We start from the raw sequence: 23,321 nt of genomic DNA on the forward strand, positions 1-23,321 counted from the left end.
TTCGTGTCTTTGGGGGTGTGGGGGGGGGGGTGGGGGGGATGGGGCTCGGGGTCCCCCCCCCCCCCCCCCCCCCCCCCCCGCCCCCCCCCCCCCCCCCCCCCCCCCCCCCCCCCCGGCCGCCACCGCGCTGTACGGGCCCCATCTCGACGGCGACGCGATGCCCGCCCTGTACGAGGAACTCCGCGGCAGATACGGCCCGGTGGCCCCCGTCACCGTTGCGCCCGGCATCGAGGCCTGGCTGGTCCTCGGCCACCGCGAGCTGCTCCGGCTCACCCGCGAGGAGCAGGACTTCTCACACGATCCGCGTCACTGGAGCCTGCTGCGCGAGGGCCGGGTGCCCGCGGACTCGCCGATCCTGCCGCTCGTCGGCTGGCGGCCCGCGCTGCTGTTCGCCGACGGCCAGCAGCACCGCCGGATGCGGGCCGCCGTCTCGGACGCCCTCGCCGGGATCAACGGACACGAGCTGCGCCGCAGTGTCCGGGCCGCGGCCGAGCAGCTGATCGCCTCTTTCGCCGAACGCCGTGAGGCGGACCTCGTACCGCACTACGCGCGCAAGCTCCCCATGCAGGTCATCACCGGGCTGCTCGGCCTGGACGACCGGACAGGGCAGCAGCTCGTCCAGGCCATCGCCGGATTGGCCGTCGCCAACGCGGACTCGGCCAACGCGAGCAAGCGGATGGGCGCGATCCTGCTCGCGCTGATCGAGGAGAAGCGGCGCAGGCCCGGCAACGACGTCACCTCGGCGCTGCTGCACCACCCGGCACGTCTCACCGACGAGGAGGTGCTGCACAACCTGGTGGTGATGTTCGTCGCGGGCAATCAGACCACCGTGAACTGGATCGCCACGACCCTGCGCATCCTGCTCTGCGACCCCGCGTTCCGGTCCTCGCTGACGGGCGGTCATCTCAGCGTCGACGACGCGCTCGACCTGGTGCTGTGGCGCTTCCCGCCGACGCAGAACTTCCCCGCCCGGTACGCGACACGGGATCTGAGCTTCGGCGGCCAGGACATCAGGGCCGGCGACATGCTGGTCCTCGGACTGGCCGCGGCCAACGCCGACCCCGCGGTGCTGCCGCCCGACGGCAGCCCGGTCGTCGGCAACCGCTCCCATCTTGCCTTCGGGGCGGGACCGCACACGTGCCCGGCGCAGGACCCGGCCCGGCTGATCACCCGTACCGCGGTGGACACCATCCGGCACCGGCTGCCCGATCTGGAGCTGGCCGTCGCGGAGTCGGAACTGGCCTGGATCTCCTCTCCCTGGAGCAAGGGTCTTGCCGCGCTCCCGGTCCGGTTCACCGACCCTCAGCTGCCCCTCGCCCCACGAACGCCGAAGCCGTCGCAAGCACCGCAAGCACCGCACGTACGGCAGTCAGTGCACTCACCGCACACCGCGCCACAGACAGGAGAGCCTCGTTGAACACCTCACCCTCGGACGCGCACCGGATGGACCCGGCCGGCGGCTGCCCGCACGCGGACAACGCACGGCTGCTCGCCCGGGGCGCCGTGGCTCCGGTCGTGCTTCCCGGTGATGTGGCGGGCATGGCCGTGCTCGGGCACGACGCGCTCAAGGAGTTCCTCGCCCACCCCGATGTGGCCAAGGGAGCCGAGCACTTCACCGCGCTGCGCGAGGGCGGGATAGCCGACGGCTGGCCGCTGAAGACCTTCGCGACCGTGCAGGGCATGACGACGGCCGACGGCGCCGACCACCGGCGGCTGCGGTCCCTGGTGAGCAAGGCGTTCACCGCGCGCCGTGTGGAAGAGCTTCGGCCGCGCATCGAGACGGTGACCGCCGAGCTGCTGGACGGCCTCGGCCGGGCGGCGGCCGAGGGCGGCGGCACCGCCGATCTGCGCCGCCACTTCGCGATGCCGCTGCCCATGGGTGTGATCTGCGAACTGCTCGGCGTGGACGCCGAGTACCAGGACCGGCTGCACCATCTGTCCAACCAGGTCGTCGCGACCGACATCGGCCCCCAGGAGGCGATGGCCGCCAACAAGGAGCTGGTGGAGGTGCTGAGCACGGTCGCCGCCGCCCGGATGAAGGAGCCCGGCGACGATCTCACCAGCGCGCTCATCGCTGCCCGCGAGGAGGACGGCGACCGGCTCAGCCAGTACGAGCTGATCGGCACCCTGCTGCTGATGATCATCGCCGGGCACGAGACCACGCTGAACCTGATCACCAACGCCGTCCGTGCGCTGTGCGCTCACCGCGACCAGCTCGCCCTGGTCCGGTCGGCCGAGGCGAGCTGGGCGGATGTGGTCGAGGAGACCCTGCGCTGGGACAGCCCGGTCAGCTACTTCCCGTTCCGCTACCCGACGCGGGATCTCACTCTCGACGGCACCGTGATCCCCAAGGGGACGCCCGTGCTGGCCGGATACTCGGCCGCCGGACGCGACAAGGCCGCTCACGGCCCCGACGCGGACCGCTTCGACGTGACCCGGGACGCGGCCTCGCGGCATCTCTCCCTCGGCCACGGACCGCACTACTGCCTCGGCGCGCCGCTGGCCCGGATGGAGGCGACCATCGCCCTGGAGCAGTTGTTCACCCGCTTCCCCGACCTGGACCTGGCCGTCACGGAGCCGGAACTGCCGCGCCACGCCAGCTTTGTGGGCAACAGCGTGCAGGAGCTGCCGGTGCGGCCGGTTCCGTAGTCACCCGTACGGACCAGGCCGACCGCCCGGATCCCGACGGTCCGCCGCAGGCTGTAGGACATACCTGAGAGCTTCGGCGTGAGCGAAGATCAAAGTGCGAAGAGCGCAGTGCGCAGCGCAGTGCGCAGTGTGCAGTGCGAACGAGGAACAGGGAGCCGGCATGGCAGGAAAGTTCGAAGCGACGGTCGTGATCGACCGGCCTGTCGAGGAGGTCTTCGCCTTTCTCGCCGACGGCGAGAACGATCCGAAGTTCAGTCCCCGAGTGCTGGAGATGAGGAAGACCACCGACGGCCCGACGGCCGTCGGCACCGTCTACCGCAGCAGGGTCAAGGACGCCGGGATGACGACCGGCCGTGAGTTCCGGATCAGTGAGTTCGAGCCGTCTCGCAGGATCCGCTGGACGGAGCTGTCCAAGAACATCGTGACCGTCCCGGAAGGCGGCTACGACCTGGAGCCTGTCGATGCCGGCCGTACCCGGCTGAGGGTGTTCAACACTCTGGAGGGGCACGGCCTGGGCAAGCTGCTGGTGGGATTCGCGCTGAGCGCGGCCCGTAAGGACGCGGACGCCTTCGGCCGGCGCATCAAGGCCGCTGTCGAAGCGTCCTAGGGTCTGTCCGGTGGATCAGGCTGGAGCTCAGCAAGATCCACCGGACAGACCCTAGGCGCACAGGCGCGCCGCCGCGCCGCTCAGGCGTCCTGCTGCGGCGCGCCCGGGATCTCGGCTCCCGAGGGCATGCCCTCGGCGACGTAGGCGTCGTAGTACGGCTGCCACGGCTCGGCGGACTCGCTGTGCGGGCCTTCGGCACGGGCTCCGGCGAGGTGCCTGTCCAGTTCGGTGAGGCAGACGCTCCAGCCCGCGGCGTTGCGGGCCGCGGTGTTCCGCGCCTCCAGCACGTTCGTCAGCGTCAGCCGGCAGCCTTCGCCCTCCGCCGCCAGTTCCAGATGGATCTCGTCGCCGCCCCAGGTGAAGGCGAGGCGGCGCGGCGCGTCGAACGCCAGCACCGTTCCTGTCGTCGGGGGCAGGTTGGGGTCGTCGGAGAACTCGATCTTCCCGCCGGCGTGCGGCTCCAGCCGGACCGTCGACGGGAACCAGTGGGCGAGTCCCTCCGGCTCGGAGACGGCGGCCCAGACCCGTTCGACCGCATGCGGATACGAGCGCTGGAACTGGACGGCCGGGCGGCCCTCGAAGTCGATGAAGGTTCCGCGGTTCATGATGGCTCCTCTGTGCGGTCACCGCTGCCGCCGTCGTCGAGATAGCGGCCCAGTGCGTCAAGACTCTGGTTCCACAGCCGCCGGTACGGCGCGAGCCATGCGTCGAGCTCCGCGATCGGGCCCGGCTCGATCGCGTAGATACGCTGCTGCGCCTGCTTCCTCACCCGGACGAGCCCGGCCTCCCGCAGCACCCGCAGATGCTTGGACACATTCGGCTGGGACTGACCGAGCACCTCGACCAGCTCGCTGACCGCGCGGTCGCGCTCACGCAGCAGATCGAGCACGGCCCGCCGGTGCGGGTCCACCAGGGCCGACCAGATGGCGTCTGTCATCCATCGAATATGCGCCATGGGTTATATGCCTGTCAAGGCATGTAAGTTCCCTGGCGCTGATGTCAGCCCGCGCCTACCCGGTCGGGCCGCCGTACTGCCTCATGCCGTCCCCGCCCGGTCAGGCGCTCTTGGTCGGCGAGTCCAGCAGCAGTCGCAGCTGCTTCTCCCCGTCTCCCGACACCGCGTGCTCCACCTCGACCGCGAAGCCCGAGGTGAGCGCCTTGGCCATCCGGTCCACCGCCGGATACGAGCCGGACAGCTCCGCCGCCACGGGCGCGTGGAGCGCCGTTGCGGCCACCGGTCCGGCGGTGTCGGCGGGCGACACGTCATAGGTGGCCATCCAGATCGTGGGGTGGCCGCCCCGGCCCAGCTTGTGCGGGTGCTCCTCGGCGTCCCGGTCGCAGGGGTACGCCGCGAGCAGCGCGCCGAAGACGGCGTCCGCGTCCTCCGGTGCACCGCTGAGCTGCACCGATACTTCCTCGCCGTGCTTGTCCGTCGCGGTCACGGTGATCCCCGTCCTCTCTCGCGCTGGGGTTTCCCTCTCCAAGGTCCCACCTCGCGCCCCGCACAGCACGGGCAGAGCATCTTCCGGGGGCCGGCCCTCCGGACGCCCGTCAGTGCCCCTGCGGCTGCTCACCGGTCCGGGTCCAGTGCAGCAGCTCGTCCGCACCCCACGTGTTGATCACCCGGGCCTGAGGCACCCCGCACTCCTCCGCCCGCACACATCCGTTGATCTGCCAGTCCAGCTGCCCCGGAGCATGCGCGTCGGTGTCGATCGCGAACAGCGTCCCCGCGTCGACCGCCCGCCGCAGCAGCCGGCGCGGCGGATCCAGTCGCTCCGGACGGCTGTTGATCTCCACGGCCGTCCCGTACTCCGCACACGCCGCGAACACCTGCTCCGCGTCGAACTCCGACTCCGGACGGCCCCGTCCCCCGTCACGGCCCGTCAGCAGCCGCCCGGTGCAGTGCCCCAGCACGTCCACCAGCGGATTACGGACCGCGGCGACCATGCGCCGGGTCATCGGCCGCGCCTCCATGCGGAGTTTGGAGTGGACGGAGGCCACCACCAGGTCCAGCCGGTCGAGCAGCTCCGGTTCCTGGTCGAGCGAGCCGTCCTGCAGGATGTCGCACTCGATACCGGTGAGCAGCCGGAACGGCGCCCAGGTCCGGTTCAGTTCCGCCACGAGGTCCAGCTGCTCGCGCAGCCGCTCCGCCGACAGCCCGCGCGCGACCGTCAGCCTGGGCGAGTGATCGGTGAGTACGGCCCACTCATGGCCGAGCTCAGCCGCGGCCCTGCCCATCGCCTCGATCGGGCTGCCGCCGTCCGACCAGTCCGAGTGCAGATGGCAGTCGCCGCGCAGCGCCGCGCGCAGCCGCGTCCCGGCATTGCCCTGGACGGGCTGCGCGCCCGACTCCTCCTCCAGCCGGCGCAGATACGCGGGCATCTCCCCGGCCAGAGCTTCCCGCACCACCTGCGCGGTCTTCGGCCCGAGACCCCGCACCGCCTCCAGGGATCCGGCCGCGGCGCGCTCACCGACCTCGCGCTCACCCAGTGCGGTGACAGCTGCCGACGCCGTACGGAAGGCCCGCACCCGGTACGTCGGAGCCCCGGACCGCTCCAGCAGGAACGCGATCCGGTCCAGTGCCTCCTCCGGTTTCATGGCCGGGTGCCGTCTTCGCGCTACTCCTTGAGCACGGACAGGATGTTTCCCGCCGGGTCCTTGAACCAGGCGATGTCCGGGCCCTCGCCGCGGTGGATCCCCTTCTCGTCCTGGGCGAAGCCCTCATAGCGCTCGAACGTCACCCCGCGTGCGACCAGTTCGTCGACGGTCTCGTCGATGTCGTCCACGGGGAAGTTGAGAATGGTGAAGGCTGCGGGCCTGTGATCGCCCTTCGGGTACGCCAGCACGTTCGTGTCCCCGGCGAGGTGCAGAGTGAGCAGCCCGTTCTGCTCGGAGACGCGAAGGCCGAGCGTACCGCCGTAGAACTGCTTCGCCTTCTCGATGTCGTCGACCGAGAAGCCGCTGAATGCTCTGCTCTCTCCCAGCATGGCCCTTCCCTTCCTCCTGGTTGCGGCCCGGCTCTCTCATGGTCCTCCCGCGCACGTTCACCGGCGACCGACGAACCTCCGCGCGAGCTCATCACCCAACCTGACCGCTGCCCGGTGGGACTCGATGGGGGAGACCTTCGAATCGCGGAACAGTATGTACGTGACACCGGAATTGACGCCGCCGGTCAGTGGGTCGGGATCGATGCCCAGGGCGTCGGCCACGGCCCACGAGGCCTCGCCGATGATCTCCTCGGGGCCGACGTCCCCCACGACCGCGTACACCACCCTGTTGCGGTAGACGACGGCGGCGACGCTGCCGGGCCGAATGCCGGAGTCGCTGTAGTCCCAGCGTGAGCTGGGCGCCGGGACGACGATGAACGGGATGAATTCGGAGCTGAGCGGGTCCCCCGCGGAGTCGACGACGGCCGTCGAGTCCTGGAAGTACATGTCCGTGTCGCTGTTGCACGCGTCCGTGGGCCAGCCGTCGCAGTCGATGTCCATGTCCGCCTTCCAGTACACGGCATCGCTCGTGCCGCACACCGGGACGTTCGCGGGCTCGTCCGTGTCTATTCGGAACCTGCCGTCCGATATTCGGTTGCACTTCCTGACCTCGGCAAGGAGTGCGGCCGCACTGACCGAACCCTCGTAGTACGAACGGGCGGAGGCTGAGGCTGAGGCGGGGAGAGCGGTGGCGGCGAACACCGCCGCGCAGGCGGCGGCGACCGCCTTGGAACGTTGGGGCACGGGGGATGTCCTTCGGTTCGGGCGCGGCCGCTGTCAGCGGCCGTCGCGTATGTGGTCGCGTATGTAGTGGCCGAGCCTGTCCAGGAAGATCCGCTGCCCCGGGACGAGCAGCCGCGCCGCCCGTTCCAGGGGAAACCACCCCACCCTGTCGATCTCCGGGAACTCGCTCAGCACGCCGGACCGGGGCGGCCACTCCATGGTGAAAGTGCCGGGCACCACGCCGTCCGGGTCGAGGTCACCCTCGACCGCCCAGATCGACACGGTCTTGCCGCCCGTCTGGCGGTTCTCGCCCAGCGACACCCGGTCTCCGTCGGGCGCCGGCAGGCCGAGTTCCTCCTCGAACTCCCGGCCTGCGGCGGCTTCCGGCTCCTCCTCGGGGCCGTACTCGCCTTTGGGAATCGACCAGGCGCCCTCGTCCTTGGCGGCCCAGTACGGGCCGCCCATGTGACCGATCAGCACCTCGACGCCCGGATCCGCGACCCGGAAGAGCAGGAGACCTGCGCTTCGTTTGCCCGACATGCCGTCGAGTCTGCTGTCCGGCGTCCGGTGCCGCCAGACAACCGCGGCCCTCCGTGAAGGGCGTGCGAAACGGTTTCCGGATCAGCTCAGCTGCTCCATCAGGGTGTCCAGGTCGACCGTGTCAGCGGCCGGCGGAGTCGCGGTGGGCACCGGCTTGTCGTAGTCGGAGAAATCGACGCTTGCCTTGGCCGCCCCTGCGCTGGTCACGTTCAGCCGTACCGGGTAGGGCGTGCCTTCGGTCGCCACGTACATCGTGATCGTCCTGCCCGCGCGCTGTCCCGTCACGGGGATGACGTCAGTTCCGTCGATCCTCGTCTTCTTGCCCTTGGTGAACGCGCCCCCGCTGTCCGGGGCGCCGGCGAGCGTGTCCAGGAACTCGTCGAGGTCGCACACGTCGGTGAGGTCCTTCAGCAGGCCGTCGTCCGTGGTGCCGTGCAGATACTTGTCCCCGAACAGCTCTTCGGCCGTCTCGCCGACGCCGGGCACCTGGCTCTTCCAGAACGCCGCGTCCGGCTTGAGCCACACGGCCTCTCCGCGCTTGATGATCTTTACGGACCCCTCGGTGCCCATGCTCACCGAACCCGCGCAGTTCCCTTCGCGGTCCAGCGTGAGATCCAGCTTGCTCGGCGAGCCCGGCTCACGGAGGTCGCCCTCGCTCATGATGTGCACCGACGAGGCGTCCAGAAGCGCGGACCTGGCTTTGTCGGCGATCTGCCGGGCCGAGAGCGACTCGATGTCGTCGTCGGCGTACGCGGTGCCGCCGACCGCGAGCGCCGCCGCGACGAGGGCCGCCAGACAGGCCGGCACCTGTCCACTGCACCGATGACCGGTCACGTCGCCTCCCTGGAGGGACCTGCCCAAGGCGTGCGGTCCGTACCTCACGAGCGTACGTCGCACGGTCACCACCTGCCCGTTCGGGTGAATCGCCCGGGATCCGGCATCCGGTGCCCGGGGCCGCCGCGTTGCGCCGCCGCCCGGGGCGCGGCAGGGTCGTAGATGCGCGGCCGAAGGAGGACACAGCCATGCCCATCGCCACGGTGAACCCCGCGACCGGCGAGACGCTCAAGACCTTCGAAGCACTCGGACCCGAGGCGATCGAGAGCCGCCTGGCCGCTGCCGACGAGGCGTTCCGTACGTACCGCACCACCGGATTCGGCGAACGCTCCCGGCTGCTCAAGCGGGCAGCCGCGCTGCTGGAGGAGGACCAGGACGACATCGCCCGCACCATGACCACCGAGATGGGCAAACCCCTCGCGGCGGCCCGGGCAGAGGCGGCCAAGTGCGTGAAGGCGATGCGCTGGTACGCCGACCACGCCGAGGCACTGCTCGCCGACGAGTATCCCGCGGACTCCGATGTGAAGGACTCGGGCGCCGCCAGCGCCCGGGTCCACTACCGCCCGCTGGGCGTGATCCTCGCCGTGATGCCGTGGAACTTCCCGCTGTGGCAGGTCGTACGGTTCGCGGCACCTGCCCTGATGGCGGGCAACACGGGGTTGCTCAAGCACGCGTCGAACGTCCCGCAGACCGCCCTCTACCTGGGTGATCTCTTCCACAGGGCGGGCTTCCCCGACGGCTGCTTCCAGACCCTGCTGATCGGCTCGGGCGCGGTCGAGAGCGTCCTGCGCGACCCCCGGGTCGCCGCCGCGACGCTCACCGGCAGTGAGCCCGCCGGCCGGTCGGTCGCGTCGATCGCCGGGGACGAGGTGAAGAAGACCGTCCTGGAGCTGGGCGGCAGCGACCCGTACGTCGTCATGCCGTCGGCGGACGTCGACAAGGCCGCGCGCACCGCGGTCACCGCGCGCGTGCAGAACAACGGGCAGTCATGCATCGCGGCCAAACGCTTCATCGTCCACGAGGACGTCTACGACGCCTTCACCGAGCGGTTCGCCGTCCGGATGGAGGCACTCACCGTCGGTGACCCGCTGGAGGAGTCCACCGAGGTCGGCCCGCTCGCCACCGAGAAGGGACGCGCCGACCTGGAGGAGCTGGTCGACGACGCCGTACGGCTCGGCGCGCACGCGCTGTGCGGGGCGGGCCGGCCGGGGGACCAGCCGCACGGCTGGTTCTACCTCCCGACCGTCCTCACCGGGATCACCGAGGAGATGCGCATCCACCGCGAGGAGACCTTCGGACCGGTGGCGACCGTCTACCGCGTGGCGGACCTCGACGAGGCGGTCTCCCTCGCCAACGACAGTCCCTTCGGGCTAAGTTCGAACGTCTGGACGCGCGACGACGCCGAGGTGGACCGGTTCGTACGCGACCTCGAAGCAGGCGGTGTCTTCTTCAACGGCATGACGGCCTCGCATCCGGCGATGCCGTTCGGCGGCGTCAAGCGATCCGGCTACGGGCGCGAACTGTCCGGGCACGGCATCAAGGAGTTCTGCAACACCACCACCGTCTGGAGCGCGCCCTGAGCCCGAGCCGGACGGCCCGGCGCCGGGCCCAGCAGCCGGCCGGGCGTACCGCCGGGGTGCGAACTCGTGATCAAGAGACTGGTCAAGGGCGCTGAGTGCCGGGCCGGTTGAGGATTCGGTACAGGGCCGGATCAGTGCCGGCCGAGGCCGATCCGCACCGGACCTCCCCCGCCGTCCACCCGGTCCGCCCAGTGCGCCGGAACCGCCATCGAGCGCTCCGGATCCGCCGTACGCAGCAGACGGCCACGGTGCAGCAGCCGCCCGTCCTGGCCGACCGTCACCACCGGACGGACCAGCCGCTCCGAGGCACGCAGCAGGAGCCGTGCGCCCGCGTCGCCGGGACCGATGAGGTTCGGCGCCGCCCAGCGCAGCGGGGCGTCCACGACCACCGGCACTCGGGCGTCCGGCCAGCGCCCGTCTGCGAGGAAGCGCCGTACGTGTGCGGCCGCGCGGCGGCCCTCGAGCGCCGCGGTACCGGCCCGTTCGATCCCGTGCAGGACGTTCCCCACGGCGAAGACGCCCGGACGGACGGTACGGAACGTGGAGTCGACGGCCGGGCCACGGGTGCCCGCGTCGAGCGCGATCCCGGCGCTCCTGGCCAGCTCGTGGTCGGGAATCCAGTCGCCGGTGAAGACGACCGTGTCGCACGCGACGACCGTGGTGCGGCCGTCGTGGCGGCGCAGCCCCACGCCCTTGAGCCGTCCCCGCCCGATCAGTCCGGTCACGACCGTGCCGGTGAACTGCGGCACGGGACGCCCCAGTTCCGGACGCGGCCGCCCCGGCCCCTCGGTCACCAGGGCGACGGGCTCGGCGCCGGCGCGCCGCAGCGTGGCGACGGCCGCGCGGGCCACGGGCCCCGCACCGACGATCACCGCGCGCTCTCCGACCGACTGCCCGTACAGATGCACGGCCTGCTGAAGCTCACCCGTCGTGTACACCCCTGCGGGCCGGTCACCCGGCACCAGCCGGGCGCTGCGCGGCCGTTCGCGCGCGCCGGTGGCCAGCACGACCGCCCGGGCCGGCAGCTCCGCCGGACCGGCCGGGCTCGTAGCCTCCAGGGCGAGCGGACCCGACCACCCCGTGACCGTGACACCCGTACGCACCCGCGCCCCGGCCCGTTCCGCCGCATCCGTCCAGTGCCGGGCATACGCCGGACCGGTCATCGGCTGTCGCAGATCCCGCAGCCCGAAGCCGCCGTGGTGACAGTGGCGCGGCACCCCGCCCGCCTGCTGCTCCCGGTCGACGACCTCGATCAGTCCCGCCCCGGCCGCGGCCAGCGCGCCGGCCACGGCGAGACCGGCCGGACCCGCCCCGACGACCAGCACGTCGGCCCTGCGCCCGCTCACCGCGCGGCCTCGAACAGCTCGCGCACCGCGGCCCCGCAGTAGAAGCCCTGGCAGCGGCCACCGCGGGCCCGCGTGCGCCGCCGCAATCCGTCCAGTGAGGACGGCGGAATGTCACTGGTCAGGGCGTCCCTGATCTCCCCGCGCGTCACCCGCTCGCACGGGCACACGATCGCCCCGTACTCCGGATCTGCGGCGATCAGTCCGGTGCTCCGGTACGGCCGGGGGAACGCCTCCCCGATGTTCGGCATACGCACGGGCGTGAGCGCGTCCGGCGTGCCGAGAGCGAGCCCCGCGTCGGCGAGCAGCTCCACCACATGCGCCGCGACGGCCATGGACGCCGTCAGCCCGGTCGAGCGGATTCCGCCGACCGTGACATACCGCTGCTCCGGTCGGCCGGTGATGCGGTAGTCCTCCTGGCCGGTCGCGGCACGCAGTCCCGCGTAGACCGCGGTGACCTCCTCGTCCAGCAGTTCCGGCACGATCCGGCGGCCCTTCTCCCGCAGCAGCGCGAGCCCTTCGGCCGTCGATCCCGTCGCGGTCTTGTCGTCCAGGTCCTCGGCGGTGGGTCCCAGCATCACGTTCCCGTACACGGTCGGCGCCACCAGCACACCCTTGCCCAGTGCCGTCGGGACCGGGAGCAGAATGTGGCGGACCAGACCGCGGGCGAACTTGTCGAAGACGATCAGCTGGCCGCGCCGCGGGGTGACCGTGAACGTCCCGTGGCCCAGCAGCCGGTCGATCTCGTCCGCGTACAGGCCCGCGGCGTTCACCAGATGGCGGGCGCGCACCGTTCCCCGGCTCGTGCTGACGAGATGATGGCCGTCGGTGGCGGTGACGGCGTCCACGCGGCAGTTCAGATGCAGGGCGACTCCCGAGCGCACGGCCTGGGTCGCGTAGGCCAGTGTCGTCGTCCACGGGCAGATGATGCTCTCGCCCGGGACGTCGAGCGCGCCGAGCGCTCCCGGGCCCAGATGCGGCTCACGGGCGCGCACTTCGGCTGCGCCGATGATCCGGGCGTCGCGGCAGCCGTTGCGTTCCGCCTTGTCGGCGAGGCCCGGCAGGGCGGCGAGCTGCTCCTCGTCCCAGGCGACGAGGAGCGCGCCGAGCGGCTCCACGGGGATGCCGGACTCCCGCGCGTACGCGGCGAGCCGCCGGCTGCCGTCCCGTACGAGACCGGACTCCAGCGAGCCCGGGACCGCGTCGAATCCCGTGTGCAGAATTGCCGTGTTGGCCTTCGACGTTCCCTCGCCGACATCGCCCGACGCCTCGACGAGGGCGGTCCGCAGCCGGTAGCGGGCCAGCTCACGGGCGATGGCCGCCCCGACGACACCGGCTCCGACGACCACGACATCGAGCACGCCGTCGTCCACCGGCCCGGCGCTCGTCACGGACACGATTCGTCCTGTTCTCCCCCGGACTCTCCCCCGGAGCTGCCGCCTGGGAGGTGCCCCCTTCTCCGGCCACGCGGCGCAGAGGTGCGGCCGTCGATGTCATCCGCGGACCGGCGGCCGCGTGCCCCTCGCTCACGGCACGCGCCCGGTGAAGCCTGGTCGGTGAGGGCGTCCACCGCCGCGCGGAACGCCGCAAGCCGCTCCTCCGCCTGCCCGGCCGGGATGCGGGGCTCGTACACCGCTGCCGGTTTCCACGCTGGCACCGCCGCTTCGACGGTGAGTCCGGGGTCCAGGCCCAGGCGTGCGACCGTGCCCACTCCCAGGGCCGTGGCATCGGGCAACGCCGAGACCTCGACCGGTCGTTGCAGCAGATCCGCCTGCGTCTGCATCAGCAGCGCGGACCGGGTCAGCCCGCCGTCCACGCGCAGCGAGGACAGCGGAGCACCCAGATCCGTGGCGACGGCGTCGGCGAGGGCCACGACCTGCGCGGCGATCCCCTCGCACAGCGCGCGCACCAGATGCCCGGCCGTGGTGTCGAGGCCGAGACCCGTCAGCGATCCGCGCAGATCGCCCCGCCACCACGGTGCCGCCAGACCCGCCAGCGCCGGTACGAACGTGACACCACCGCTGTCCGGCACGGACGAGCCGACCGGGTCGAGGTCTGCCGCACCGGAGATCACACCGAGGTCGGTCAGCCAGCGGACCGCGGACGCGGCCGTGTACACCTGCCCGTCGAGGCAGTAGCTGGTACGTCCGGCCAGCCGCCACGCCACACAGCTGACCAGCCCCGAACTTCCGCGTCTGGGCGTCGCGCCGGTCTGCGCCAGCAGGAACGCGCCCGTGCCGTAGGTGCACTTGGCGGTGCCCGGCTCGGTGACCCGCTGGGCGAGCAGGGCGGCCTGCTGGTCGACGAGCAGTCCCGTCAGGGGCAGTCCGGGCCCGAAGGCGGTCGTGGTCCCGACGGGCCCCGCCGCGTCCACGACGCGCGGCAGCCGCTCCCCGGACAGCCCGAAGATCTCCAGCGCTCGTGGCGACCACTCGACCCGGTCGAGATCCAGCAGCTGGGTGCGTCCCGCGGTCGCCGCATCCGTGACGAACTCACGGGTCAACTGCCTTGTCAGCCATACGTCGCTGGTGGTCACCGTGCCTTCGCGCGTCAGCTCCCGGCGGATCCAGGCCATCTTCGGTGCCGCGAAATACGGATCGAGCGGCAGCCCCGTGAGGTGGCGCAGCTCCTCGGCCTCTTCCGGTGCGAGCCCGGCGCACACGGACTCCGCCCGCCGGTCCTGCCACACGATCGCGTCGGTCAGTGGCGCACCGGTGTCCGGGTCCCAGGCCAGCACGGTCTCACCCTGATTGGCCAGCCCCACCGCCGCGACCGGCTCCCCGGCCTCGGCGAGCGCTCGACCGCCCGCGTCGACGACCGACGTCAACAGCTCGGCCGGGTCGACCTCGACGGTCCCTCCCGCACCGTAGCGGGGGCGCACCGCTGCCCAGCCGGCCCCGATCACGCCCCGCTCGGGGCAGATGACGAGCGCCTTCGTCCCCGACGTGCCCTGGTCGACGGCGAGCACAGGGGCGGTGGGGCGGGAATCGGCGGCCAGCATGTCCTGTCTCTTCGCTATGTCCCGGTCTCTTCGGCCGGTGATCCGGTCACGTGAGGTCACGTGAGGCGCGAAGCCGCGGGAGTCGCGGGGAGTCGCGGGGAGTCGCGGGGAGTCGCGGGGAGTCGCGGGGAGTCGCGCGGTGATCACCGACGGCAAGCCTGACCCAGCCCGTGCGCCCCGTCAAGGCCCGCAAGCCGTGCGTCGAGCAGGCCTGACACATGGTCAATTTCACGTACAGAGCGAATAGTTGTGCAAGATCCGCAAACATGTCCAACAGAGCGCGACCGCCCCTACACTGATCGTCGACCAACAGCAGGACGCACTTGCGGCGAGTAACGCCCGCCTTTGCCCCACCGTCCTGGAGGACCCATGACGACCAACGTCCGTTCCTGGTTACGCACGGTACGCAGCTTCGCCATGGACGTCACCACCCGTGCCGGGGAGGGCTGATGGCCCATGACCATTTCCGCCCCGTCTACCACCCCGCCGGCCATGACAACGCGCTGCGCGCGGCCGTGCAGGACGTGCGCACCGGACGATGGGTGTCGATGCGGGACCTCCTCACCGGGACGGCCAACCGGTCGCTGTGGACGCAGCGGACCCAGGTCCTCGCCGCCGTCGCGGCCGGCTCCGACGTCGTCAACGCCTGGCGGGCGGAGGAGCCGCAGAGCATCCCCGCGGCCGTGATGCAGACCCGGGTCGCCGTCGAGCGGACCGTCCGCGCACACCGTGACGGGCACCGCCACACCCGGGACCTCTGGCACGAGGCCTGGGACGCGTGCGCGGACACGGCCCGCGTCGCGCCCGACGACCCCGTCCCATGGGTGTGCCTGCTGGCCCTCGCCCAGCTCGACGACCAGCAGCGCATGGCGGAGCACCGGGTCCCGCCGCCCGGTCCGATGCTGCCGCCCGGCCCCTGGGGGCTGCTGGCCGAGGCGGACAAGCGCGACCCCGGCAACCGTGAGGCGTACCACCGGATGCTGCAGTTCCTGTACGTACGACGGGCGGGCGCCCTGTCGGAGGCCGTGAACTTCGTGCAGTGGGCGGCCTCCGCGGCGCCGCCGGGCTCACCGCTGCACGTGCTGCCGCTCTACGCCCGGGTCGAGCGCTACCGCAGGGAACAGGGCCACCGCCGGGCACTGGACCTGCACTGGGTCGCGGAAGACGCCATCCGGGACTCCGTACGCGCCATGCACGGCTGGTTCGACCACGCCGTGCCCGCCACCAGCTCGCTCCTCGACCTCAGCCATCTCGCCCACGCCCTGTGGGGAGCACTGCACTTCGAGGAGGCCGGCCGGGTCTTCGAGGCGCTGGGGCCGTACTACACCCCACTGCCCTGGGCGTACCGCACCCCGGATCAGCACGACCAGGCGCTCACCGAGGAGCTGTACGTGCGCGCCCGTGGCCGCTGTCTCGCCGCCGCCCGTGACGTCCCCGGCGACTGACCCGCCCGTTCACACCCGTCCCCCCCGTTCCCTCCATTCCCCCGTTCCCCCGTTCCCCCGTTCCCCCGAACCATCAACTCACTTCCCCCGGAGGTCCTTCCATGTCCCGTACAGCGTGGTCCGTCGAGGACCAGGCGCCGCCCAGGGATGAGGAGCAGCGGCTGCGTGAGCTCGGCTACCAGCCGGTCCTCGCCCGCCGGATGGGAGGCTTCGGCAACTTCGCCATCAGCTTCTCCGTCATATCCGTCCTGTCCGGCTGCATGACCCTCTACGGCTTCGGGCTGAACACCGGCGGCCCGGCCGTGATGATGTGGGGCTGGGCGGGCGTCGGACTCTTCGTCCTCTGCGTGGGGCTGGCCCTCGCCGAGGTCACCAGTGCCTACCCCACCTCCGGAGCCCTCTACTACATGGCCGACCGGCTCGGCGGCCGCCGCTGGGGCTGGTACACCGGCTGGCTCAATCTTCTCGGACTGCTGGGCGCGATCGCCGGAATCGACTACGGCGCCGCCCTGTTCACCGGCGCGTTCCTCAATCTCCAGTGGGGCTTCGACCCGACCCCCGGATCGACGTTCGCCATCTTCATCTGCATCCTGCTGCTGCACGCCGTACTCAACCTGTTCGGCGTCCGCCTCGTCAGCGTCCTCAACTCGGTCAGCGTCTGGTGGCATCTGGCCGGTGTCGCCGTGATCGTCGGTGCCCTGGCGATCGTGCCCGACCACCACCAGTCGCCGTCCTTCGTCTTCACCGAGTTCGTCAACGACACCGGCTGGGCCAATCCGTTCTACGTGGCGGCGATCGGCCTGCTGCTCGCCCAGTACACGTTCTCCGGCTACGATGCCTCCGCCCATCTGTCGGAGGAGACCTCCAACGCCTCCGTGTCGGCCGCCCGCGGCATCGTCCGCGCCATCTGGGTCTCCTGGATCGCCGGATTCGTCCTGCTCGCCGGACTGACCTTCGCGATCCAGGACTACGCGGGCACCCAGGGCACGGAAACGAATGTGCCGCCCGCCCAGATCCTGCTCGACGCGCTCGGCTCGGCAGGAGCCTCGACGCTGCTGCTCGTCGTGATCGTCGCCCAGCTGTTCTGCGGCAACGCCGAGGTGGCGGCCGCCAGCCGTATGGTGTTCGCCTTCAGCCGGGACAACGCGCTGCCGGGCTCGGCGCTGTGGCGGAAGGTCAGCAGCCGGACGCAGACCCCCGTCCCGGCGGTCTGGCTCTCCGTCGGCGTGGCCTGTCTGCTGGCCCTGCCGTCCCTGTACTCCGTGACCGCGTACGGAGCGGTCACCGCCATCAACGTCATCGGGATCACGCCGGCCTACGCGATCCCCATCTATCTGCGGCTGCGTGCCGGGAACCGCTTCCAGCCGGGCCCCTGGCAACTCGGCCGCTGGAGCAGGCCGATCGGCTGGACCGCGGTGAGCTGGGTCGCCGTCGTCACCGTGCTCTTCTGTCTTCCGCAGTCCTCGCCGGTCACCGTGAACTCCATGAACTACGCCTCGATCGCGCTGGCCGTCGTCCTGCTCCTGGCCACCGTCTGGTGGTTCGTCGCCCGCCGCTCGTACGGCACACCGTCCGCGTACGGAAACGCGCGCGAGCAGGCGGAGATCGCCGAGGGAATCGTCTGACCGGTCCCGCGGCGGGCTCGGGCGGCGCGGTGACGCGCGTGCCCGGGCCCGCCGTTCGTTGCGTGCGCACCGTGGGCAGTGGGCAGGAAGACAGCGCAGCCACCCCCCAGCAGGCGACGGCGGGAGCACACCGATCATGGAGCGGCAGACGGACTGGCAATTCCTCGACGACCGCGGCCACTTGGCGACGGCGGACCGGCGGCCGGCGAGGGTCGTCACCTACATTCAGGCCGGAGCGACCCTCTGGGAGCACGGGATACGTCCCGCGGGGCTCTTCGGATCGAACCACGACGGGGACGGGCCGGACCCCGTCAAGGCGGGATCCCTGCCGCTCGACGGCATGGACGGCATCGAGTACCTCGGCTCCGGTGCCGCCCTCGATGCCGACGTGCTGCTGGGCGGCGCGCCCGATCTCGTCGTCGCCGTCACCTACGGCGGCGCGCAGGTGTACGGCCTCGATCCCGAAGCCGCCAAGCATGTCGAGGAGCGGGTTCCGCTGGTGGTGCTCGACGTGGGCCAGGGCCAGTCCCTCGCTGACGTACGGGCCCGCTTCACCGCACTGGCCCGGGCCCTCGGCGCCGGCCAGGACACCTCGGGCGCTGTCGCCCTCGCCCGCGCCGAGCAGCGCCTGCGGACACTGGCCCGCGGATCCGCCGCCCGGGCGACGCTGCTGGCGCTCTCGCCCGCGTCCGCCGACAGCGCGTATCTGGCCAAGCCGTCGTCCTGGCCGGACCTGCGGGAACTGACCGGGTTCGGCCTCGATCTGGCGGCCCCGGAAGGCGGGCCGAGCACCAACTGGTTCACCGCCGACTGGTCCGACGTCGCCGGACTCTCCGCCCGGGTCCTCCTCGTCGACGTACGCTCCAACGCCTTCCCGCTCGATGCCCTGCGCGACAACGCGGCATGGCGGGCCGCCGCGTCAGGGGCCCGCGTCGTCCCCTGGAACCCGGAAGCGCCGAGCAGCGACGGCGCTCACGCCCGGTTCTTCGACGAGGTCGCCGCCGCGCTCGAAGCCGCGGCGGACCGGACCTAGGGGCTCGGCCCCGGGGTTCGCCCGACGGCGTGCCCATGGGGCGTTCCCGCCACCCACCGGGAGGCCCGCTGTCCGTCACGTCTGCCGCGTCTCACCCGCCCCAGAGCGTGACGTACACCGGGGGCCGGAACTGGGAGGGCGGGACGCCCGCGCCGGGCGCGCGCATGATGCGGGTCGCCGCGGGGGTGTGCAGGAAGTGAAGGAACGCGTCGGTGGCCGGGGAGCGGTGCTCGGGCTGCAGGACGGTGGCGTGCCACGTGGCGTCCGACGGTGTGGCCGAAGTGTCCAGCATGCGCAGCTCGTCGCGCCGGATGCGGGGCGACACCAGATGGTCCAAGGCCGGAGCCACACCCGCGCCCTCGGCGGCGGCAGCCCAGGTCGCGGCCTGGTTCGGGAACACCCACACGTGCCGTTCGGGCACGTCCAGCCGACGCAGCAGCCGCCCGGAGTCCGCCTCCGGATCGGTGCCGGAGGAGTCGACCAGCCACGACCACTGCGATGGCGGACCGGGAGGCCGCGGCGCCCTGGCGCCGGTCACCACGACCAGCCGGGTGCGGAACAGCGGCTCGCTGACGAGTTCGCCCCCGCGGACGGCACCGAGATCCGGCCCGAGCGCGACATCGGCCAGCCGGTTCTCCACCAGCACGCGCATCTCGTTGCCGACGGCCACTCCGAAGGAGGCCTCGGTCCTGCGCCCCGCACGGACGGCGAAGGCCTCCATGAGCGACGGAAGTACGAACTCGGCCAGCGTGCTCGTGGCGACGACGCGCAGTTCGTCGGGAGCACCCCGCGCCGCGCGTACGGCGGCCTCGGCATCCGCGCTCAGCGCGACCATGCGCGACGCGACCGGCAGGAGCCGCGCCCCCGCGGGCGTCAGTCGCATTCCACCGCCGCTGGTGCGCCGGATGAGCGGATCGCCGAAGTGGGTGCGCAGCGCGCCGATCGCCTGCGACACGGCGGACTCGCTCACGCTCAGGGTCCGCGCCGCAGCCGCCACCGAACCGAGCCGGGCAACCAGCACGAAGGTGCTGAGCTGTTTCACGGTCACTATCTGATTTTCCTGCATTTGCAGAGATAAGTGAATGCTTAATATCCCCTTGCACGGCTGGTGCCGGCGAGCGCAGCATCGCGGCAGGGCGGGGACAGCGTCCCGGGAGGCCCGATGCAGGTTCCAGCCGCGTTCCAGTACGAGAGGGCGACCAGCCTCGATCACGCGATCGAGCTGCTCACCCAGTACGGCCCCGAGGCCCGGGTGGTGGCGGGCGGCCACAGCCTGCTGCCGATGATGAAGCTGAGGCTGGCCCAGCCCGAGGCACTGATCGACATCAACGGCCTCGACGAGCTGGCGCTGATCCGGGTGGACGGGCACGAACTGGCCGTCGGGGCGATGGTCCGCCACGCGGAGCTGCTGGCCTCGCCGGTCGTCGGCGAGCACTTCCCCATCCTGCGGGACGCGGAACGGGTCATCGCCGATCCCCTCGTGCGCAACCGCGGCACGGTGGGCGGCTCGCTGTGCCAGGCCGATCCGTCGGAGGACCTGTCCGCCGCGTTCTCGGCGCTGCGCGCAACCCTTGTCGCCCAGGGCCCCGGAGGCAGACGCTCCATCGCGATCAGGGAGTTCTTCCTCGGCCCGTACGAGACCGCGCTGGACGACGCGGAGCTTCTGGTGGAGATCCGGGTACCCATCCGTTCGCACGCCAGCGCCTACCGCAAGGTCGAGCGCCGGGCCGGTGACTGGGCGGTCGTCGCGGCAGGAGCGGTGCTGGAGATCTCCGGCGGGGTGATCGGTGAGGCCGGCATCGGGCTGACCGCGGTGGGTGCCCGGCGGTTCGTGGCCGAGCGGGCCGAGGACTTCCTGCGCGGCGGACGGCCGGACGACGAGGGCTTCGCCGAGGCGGGCCGGATCGCCTCGGAGGAGTGCCGGCCGGCAGCCGACCAGCGCGGCCCCGCCGACTACAAGCGGCATCTGGCCGGGGAGCTCACCACGCGGGCGCTGCGTGCCGCCGCCGCCCGCGCCCAGGGGCAGGAGGCATGACATGCGGATCACCGTGACAGTGAACGGCGAGCAGCACACGAGGGACGTGGAGCCCAGGCTGCTGCTGGTGCACTTCCTGCGCGACGACCTGGGGCTCACCGGCACCCACTGGGGCTGCGACACCTCCAACTGCGGGGTGTGCACCGTATGGCTGGACGGCACGCCGGTGAAGTCCTGCACCGTGCTCGCCGTGATGGCCGACGGCCATGAGGTGTCGACCGTCGAGGGTCTGGCGCGCGACGGTGAACTCGACCCGGTGCAGCAGGGATTCGTCGCCTGCCACGGGCTGCAGTGCGGTTTCTGCACGCCGGGGATGATGATGACGGCACGCTGGCTGCTGGACCACAACGCCGATCCGTCCGAGGAGGACATCCGCGAAGCCATCTCCGGACAGGTGTGCCGCTGCACCGGCTACGAGAACATCGTGCGCTCCATCCGCTGGGCCGTCGAGCACGGCGGCGGGGCGCGGACCGCCGAGCACGGGGCGCGGACCGCCGACGCCGGCACGGAACAGGCGCCCGGCCGCGAGGAGGTGCGGACATGACGACCACCGGGGAACGGCCGGTCGGCTTCGGCCGGATGCCCCGCAAGGAGGACGCGCGGTTCGTCCGCGGCCACGGAACCTACGTCGACGACGTCCGGCTGCCGGGGATGCTGTACGGAGCCGTCCTGCGCAGCCCGCTCGCGCACGCCCGGATCGTGTCCTTCGACACCAGCGCCGCCGAGGCGCACCCGAAGGTCAAGGCCGTGATCACCGGGCAGACCCTGGCCGGTCTCGGGCTGGCCTGGATGCCCACGATCTCGTACGACACCCAGGCCGTGCTCGCCACCGACAAGGTCCGCTTCCAGGGCCAGGAGGTCGCCTTCGTCGTCGCCGAGGACCGATACGCGGCCCGTGACGCCCTCGAGCTGATCGACGTGGAGTACGAACCGCTGCCGCCGGTCGTCGATGCCCGCAGGGCGCTCGACCCGGACGCACCGGTGATCCGCGACGACAAGGAACAGCAGACCGACAACCACGTCTTCGACTGGTCGGCGGGCGACAAGGAGCGCACCGACGAGGTCTTCGCGGCCGCCGACGTCGTGGTGGAGCAGGACATGCTCTACCCACGGGTGCACCCGGCGCCGCTGGAGACCTGCGGCACCGTCGCGGACATGGACGCCATCACCGGGAAGCTGACGGTGTGGTCCACCACCCAGGCCCCGCACGCCCACCGCACCCTCTACGCGATGGTGGCCGGCATCCCGGAGCACAAGATCCGGATCATCTCGCCCGACATCGGCGGCGGCTTCGGCAACAAGGTCGGCATCTACCCCGGCTACGTGTGCGCGGTCGTCGGCTCGATCGTCACCGGCAAGCCTGTCAAGTGGGTGGAGGACCGCTCGGAGAACCTGATGAGCACCTCCTTCGCCCGCGACTACCACATGCACGGCGAGATCGCGGCGACGAAGGACGGGAAGATCCAGGCCCTGCGCGTCCATGTGACCGCCGACCACGGCGCCTTCAACGCCACCGCGCAGCCGACGCAGTTCCCGGCCGGCTTCTTCGGCGTGTTCACCGGCTCGTACGACCTGGCCGCCGCCCACTGCACCGTGACCGGCGTCTACACCAACAAGGCGCCCGGCGGTGTCGCCTACGCCTGCTCGTTCCGCGTCACCGAGGCCGTGTACCTGGTCGAGCGGATGGTCGACCTGCTCGCGGCCGAGCTCGGCGCGGACCCGGCAGAGCTGCGGATGCGCAACCTGCTGCGACCCGAACAGTTCCCGTACCGGACACAGACCGGGTGGGAGTACGACTCCGGCGACTACCCGCGGACCCTGCGGCTCGCGATGGACATGGCGCACTACGAGGACCTGCGCCGGGAGCAGGCCGAGAAGCGCGAGCGCGGCGAGCTGATGGGCATCGGGGTCAGCTTCTTCACCGAGGCCGTCGGCGCCGGCCCCCGCAAGCACATGGACATCCTCGGGCTGGGCATGGCCGACGGCGCCGAACTGCGCGTCCACCCGACCGGCAAGGCCGTCCTGCGGATCTCCGTACAGACCCAGGGCCAGGGCCACGAGACGACCTTCGCGCAGATCGTCGCCGAGGAACTCGGCATCCCGCCCGAGGACGTCGAGGTGGTGCACGGCGACACCGACCAGACCCCGTTCGGGCTCGGCACCTACGGATCCCGCTCCACACCCGTGTCCGGGGCGGCGACCGCGATGGTCGCCCGCAAGGTGCGCGAGCGCGCGAAGATCGTCGCCTCCGCGATGCTCGAAGTGAGCCCGGACGACCTGGAATGGGAGAAGGGCCGCTGGTTCGTCACCGGTGACCCCGACCAGGGCAAGACCATGGCCGAGATCGCCCTCGCGGCGCACTCCAACCTCGAACTGCCGGAGGGCGTCGAGGGCCACCTGGACGCGACCTGCGTCTACAACCCGCCGAACCTCACCTTCCCCTTCGGCGCCTACATCTGTGTCGCCGACGTGGACGCGGGCACCGGTCAGGTCAAAGTCCGCCGGTTCGTCGCCGTGGACGACTGCGGCAACAGGATCAACCCCATGATCGTCGAGGGGCAGGTGCACGGCGGGCTCGCCGACGGCCTCGGCATGGCGCTCATGCAGGTCATCGCCTTCGACGAGGACGGCAACTGCCTCGGCGGGTCCTTCATGGACTACCTCCTGCCGACCTCGGTCGAGTGTCCGTCCTGGGAGCTGGGCGAGACCGTCACCCCCTCCCCCCACCACCCGATCGGCGCGAAGGGTGTCGGCGAGTCGGCCACCGTGGGCTCGCCTGCCGCAGTGGTCAACGCCGTGGTCGACGCACTGAAACCGCTCGGCGTACGCCATATCGACATGCCCCTGACCCCCGCCGCGGTCTGGCGGGCCGCCCAGGGCCGGCCGCTGCGCAGCGACCTGGCGATCACCTGAGGCCGC

The 23,321-nt window shown here is 71.6% G+C and carries 22 protein-coding genes; 10 read left to right on the forward strand and 12 right to left on the reverse strand.

Annotation, left to right across the window (positions count from 1 at the left end; genetic code table 11):
- Positions 1-157 precede the first annotated feature (157 nt).
- The 3 genes from AC0699_RS29290 (at position 158) to AC0699_RS29300 (ending at position 3,256) form a co-directional block, all read left to right on the forward strand.
- On the forward strand, positions 158-1,417 hold the full coding sequence (locus tag AC0699_RS29290) for a cytochrome P450 (RefSeq protein WP_478666120.1): 1,260 nt from the start codon (positions 158-160) through the stop codon (positions 1,415-1,417).
- Between the two features lie 26 nt (positions 1,418-1,443).
- Positions 1,444-2,649, forward strand: coding sequence for a cytochrome P450 family protein (locus AC0699_RS29295; RefSeq protein WP_478666329.1), 1,206 nt, complete (start codon positions 1,444-1,446; stop codon positions 2,647-2,649).
- A gap of 160 nt (positions 2,650-2,809) precedes the next feature.
- A complete protein-coding gene (locus tag AC0699_RS29300; protein ID WP_469769793.1) occupies positions 2,810-3,256 on the forward strand; it encodes an SRPBCC family protein in 447 nt (148 codons plus the stop codon).
- A gap of 80 nt (positions 3,257-3,336) precedes the next feature.
- Here the strand turns inward: AC0699_RS29300 and AC0699_RS29305 are convergent, their stop codons facing one another.
- From AC0699_RS29305 to AC0699_RS29340, 8 genes are all read right to left on the reverse strand, one after another.
- Positions 3,337-3,861, reverse strand: coding sequence for an SRPBCC family protein (locus AC0699_RS29305; protein WP_478666125.1), 525 nt, complete (start codon positions 3,859-3,861; stop codon positions 3,337-3,339).
- Entirely contained in the window at positions 3,858-4,193 is a 336-nt protein-coding gene (locus AC0699_RS29310; RefSeq protein WP_469769791.1) for an ArsR/SmtB family transcription factor, read from the reverse strand. Before AC0699_RS29310 ends, AC0699_RS29305 begins: the two co-directional genes overlap by 4 nt.
- A gap of 118 nt (positions 4,194-4,311) precedes the next feature.
- Positions 4,312-4,698: a hypothetical protein gene (locus AC0699_RS29315; RefSeq protein ID WP_478666131.1), complete on the reverse strand. Its 387-nt coding sequence runs from the start codon at positions 4,696-4,698 to the stop codon at positions 4,312-4,314.
- Between the two features lie 109 nt (positions 4,699-4,807).
- Positions 4,808-5,854 (reverse strand): PHP domain-containing protein, encoded by a 1,047-nt coding sequence (locus AC0699_RS29320; protein ID WP_478666133.1) that lies wholly within the window; start codon positions 5,852-5,854, stop codon positions 4,808-4,810.
- Positions 5,855-5,874: 20 nt separating this feature from the next.
- The gene (locus AC0699_RS29325) at positions 5,875-6,243 is read right to left on the reverse strand and encodes a VOC family protein (protein WP_478666135.1); all 369 of its coding nucleotides are present in this window, start codon (positions 6,241-6,243) and stop codon (positions 5,875-5,877) included.
- A 57-nt stretch (positions 6,244-6,300) separates the two neighbouring features.
- Complete coding sequence (locus tag AC0699_RS29330; protein ID WP_478666137.1) at positions 6,301-6,987, reverse strand: glycoside hydrolase family 75 protein; 687 nt, start codon at positions 6,985-6,987, stop codon at positions 6,301-6,303.
- 33 nt (positions 6,988-7,020) lie between these two features.
- Positions 7,021-7,506, reverse strand: a complete 486-nt coding sequence (locus AC0699_RS29335) for an NUDIX hydrolase (RefSeq protein ID WP_478666140.1) — start codon at positions 7,504-7,506, stop codon at positions 7,021-7,023.
- Between the two features lie 81 nt (positions 7,507-7,587).
- The gene (locus tag AC0699_RS29340; protein WP_478666143.1) at positions 7,588-8,340 is read right to left on the reverse strand and encodes a hypothetical protein; all 753 of its coding nucleotides are present in this window, start codon (positions 8,338-8,340) and stop codon (positions 7,588-7,590) included.
- A gap of 188 nt (positions 8,341-8,528) precedes the next feature.
- On the opposite strand from AC0699_RS29340, the gene AC0699_RS29345 reads away from it, so the two are divergent.
- Positions 8,529-9,920, forward strand: a complete 1,392-nt coding sequence (locus tag AC0699_RS29345; RefSeq protein WP_478666145.1) for an NADP-dependent succinic semialdehyde dehydrogenase — start codon at positions 8,529-8,531, stop codon at positions 9,918-9,920.
- A gap of 131 nt (positions 9,921-10,051) precedes the next feature.
- On the opposite strand, the gene AC0699_RS29350 is transcribed toward AC0699_RS29345, so the two are convergent.
- From AC0699_RS29350 to AC0699_RS29360, 3 genes are read right to left on the reverse strand one after another with little or no spacing between them, the layout of a single operon-like run.
- Complete coding sequence (locus AC0699_RS29350) at positions 10,052-11,266, reverse strand: NAD(P)/FAD-dependent oxidoreductase (RefSeq protein WP_478666149.1); 1,215 nt, start codon at positions 11,264-11,266, stop codon at positions 10,052-10,054.
- The gene (locus AC0699_RS29355; RefSeq protein ID WP_478666151.1) at positions 11,263-12,660 is read right to left on the reverse strand and encodes an FAD-dependent oxidoreductase; all 1,398 of its coding nucleotides are present in this window, start codon (positions 12,658-12,660) and stop codon (positions 11,263-11,265) included. The genes AC0699_RS29350 and AC0699_RS29355 overlap by 4 nt, the downstream gene beginning before the upstream one ends.
- Positions 12,651-14,264 carry an FGGY family carbohydrate kinase gene (locus tag AC0699_RS29360; RefSeq protein ID WP_478666153.1) on the reverse strand — a complete coding sequence of 538 codons (1,614 nt, stop codon included), beginning with the start codon at positions 14,262-14,264 and terminating at the stop codon, positions 12,651-12,653. The genes AC0699_RS29355 and AC0699_RS29360 overlap by 10 nt, the downstream gene beginning before the upstream one ends.
- 449 nt (positions 14,265-14,713) lie before the next feature.
- On the opposite strand from AC0699_RS29360, the gene AC0699_RS29365 reads away from it, so the two are divergent.
- From AC0699_RS29365 to AC0699_RS29375, 3 genes are all read left to right on the forward strand, one after another.
- Positions 14,714-15,709, forward strand: a complete 996-nt coding sequence (locus tag AC0699_RS29365; protein WP_478666156.1) for a hypothetical protein — start codon at positions 14,714-14,716, stop codon at positions 15,707-15,709.
- Positions 15,710-15,810: 101 nt separating this feature from the next.
- Complete coding sequence (locus AC0699_RS29370) at positions 15,811-17,334, forward strand: amino acid permease (protein WP_478666158.1); 1,524 nt, start codon at positions 15,811-15,813, stop codon at positions 17,332-17,334.
- Between the two features lie 136 nt (positions 17,335-17,470).
- Positions 17,471-18,367 (forward strand): substrate-binding domain-containing protein, encoded by an 897-nt coding sequence (locus tag AC0699_RS29375; protein WP_478666163.1) that lies wholly within the window; start codon positions 17,471-17,473, stop codon positions 18,365-18,367.
- Positions 18,368-18,458: 91 nt separating this feature from the next.
- Here the strand turns inward: AC0699_RS29375 and AC0699_RS29380 are convergent, their stop codons facing one another.
- Positions 18,459-19,415, reverse strand: a complete 957-nt coding sequence (locus tag AC0699_RS29380; RefSeq protein ID WP_478666166.1) for a LysR family transcriptional regulator — start codon at positions 19,413-19,415, stop codon at positions 18,459-18,461.
- 114 nt (positions 19,416-19,529) lie between these two features.
- On the opposite strand from AC0699_RS29380, the gene AC0699_RS29385 reads away from it, so the two are divergent.
- The 3 genes from AC0699_RS29385 to AC0699_RS29395 are packed head-to-tail and all read left to right on the forward strand — an operon-like array spanning position 19,530 to position 23,315.
- Entirely contained in the window at positions 19,530-20,402 is an 873-nt protein-coding gene (locus AC0699_RS29385; RefSeq protein WP_478666169.1) for an FAD binding domain-containing protein, read from the forward strand.
- A gap of 1 nt (position 20,403) precedes the next feature.
- A complete protein-coding gene (locus AC0699_RS29390; RefSeq protein ID WP_478666171.1) occupies positions 20,404-20,946 on the forward strand; it encodes a (2Fe-2S)-binding protein in 543 nt (180 codons plus the stop codon).
- On the forward strand, positions 20,943-23,315 hold the full coding sequence (locus AC0699_RS29395; RefSeq protein WP_478666175.1) for an aerobic carbon-monoxide dehydrogenase large subunit: 2,373 nt from the start codon (positions 20,943-20,945) through the stop codon (positions 23,313-23,315). Before AC0699_RS29390 ends, AC0699_RS29395 begins: the two co-directional genes overlap by 4 nt.
- Positions 23,316-23,321: the final 6 nt, after the last annotated feature.

The sequence above is a fragment of the Streptomyces sp. NPDC043870 genome (assembly GCF_056435785.1).

What these genes read in the sequence shown, in the direction of transcription:
- AC0699_RS29385 (WP_478666169.1), top strand. Translation starts at nt 19,530, where the DNA reads ATGCAGGTTCCAGCCGCGTTCCAGTACGAGAGGGCGACCAGCCTCGAT.
- AC0699_RS29290 (WP_478666120.1), top strand. Translation starts at nt 158, where the DNA reads ATGCCCGCCCTGTACGAGGAACTCCGCGGCAGATACGGCCCGGTGGCC.
- AC0699_RS29295 (WP_478666329.1), top strand. Translation starts at nt 1,444, where the DNA reads ATGGACCCGGCCGGCGGCTGCCCGCACGCGGACAACGCACGGCTGCTC.
- AC0699_RS29305 (WP_478666125.1), bottom strand. Translation starts at nt 3,861, where the DNA reads ATGAACCGCGGAACCTTCATCGACTTCGAGGGCCGCCCGGCCGTCCAG.
- AC0699_RS29345 (WP_478666145.1), top strand. Translation starts at nt 8,529, where the DNA reads ATGCCCATCGCCACGGTGAACCCCGCGACCGGCGAGACGCTCAAGACC.
- AC0699_RS29320 (WP_478666133.1), bottom strand. Translation starts at nt 5,854, where the DNA reads ATGAAACCGGAGGAGGCACTGGACCGGATCGCGTTCCTGCTGGAGCGG.
- AC0699_RS29370 (WP_478666158.1), top strand. Translation starts at nt 15,811, where the DNA reads ATGTCCCGTACAGCGTGGTCCGTCGAGGACCAGGCGCCGCCCAGGGAT.
- AC0699_RS29335 (WP_478666140.1), bottom strand. Translation starts at nt 7,506, where the DNA reads ATGTCGGGCAAACGAAGCGCAGGTCTCCTGCTCTTCCGGGTCGCGGAT.
- AC0699_RS29365 (WP_478666156.1), top strand. Translation starts at nt 14,714, where the DNA reads ATGGCCCATGACCATTTCCGCCCCGTCTACCACCCCGCCGGCCATGAC.
- AC0699_RS29395 (WP_478666175.1), top strand. Translation starts at nt 20,943, where the DNA reads ATGACGACCACCGGGGAACGGCCGGTCGGCTTCGGCCGGATGCCCCGC.
- AC0699_RS29390 (WP_478666171.1), top strand. Translation starts at nt 20,404, where the DNA reads ATGCGGATCACCGTGACAGTGAACGGCGAGCAGCACACGAGGGACGTG.
- AC0699_RS29300 (WP_469769793.1), top strand. Translation starts at nt 2,810, where the DNA reads ATGGCAGGAAAGTTCGAAGCGACGGTCGTGATCGACCGGCCTGTCGAG.
- AC0699_RS29360 (WP_478666153.1), bottom strand. Translation starts at nt 14,264, where the DNA reads ATGCTGGCCGCCGATTCCCGCCCCACCGCCCCTGTGCTCGCCGTCGAC.
- AC0699_RS29375 (WP_478666163.1), top strand. Translation starts at nt 17,471, where the DNA reads ATGGAGCGGCAGACGGACTGGCAATTCCTCGACGACCGCGGCCACTTG.
- AC0699_RS29325 (WP_478666135.1), bottom strand. Translation starts at nt 6,243, where the DNA reads ATGCTGGGAGAGAGCAGAGCATTCAGCGGCTTCTCGGTCGACGACATC.
- AC0699_RS29310 (WP_469769791.1), bottom strand. Translation starts at nt 4,193, where the DNA reads ATGACAGACGCCATCTGGTCGGCCCTGGTGGACCCGCACCGGCGGGCC.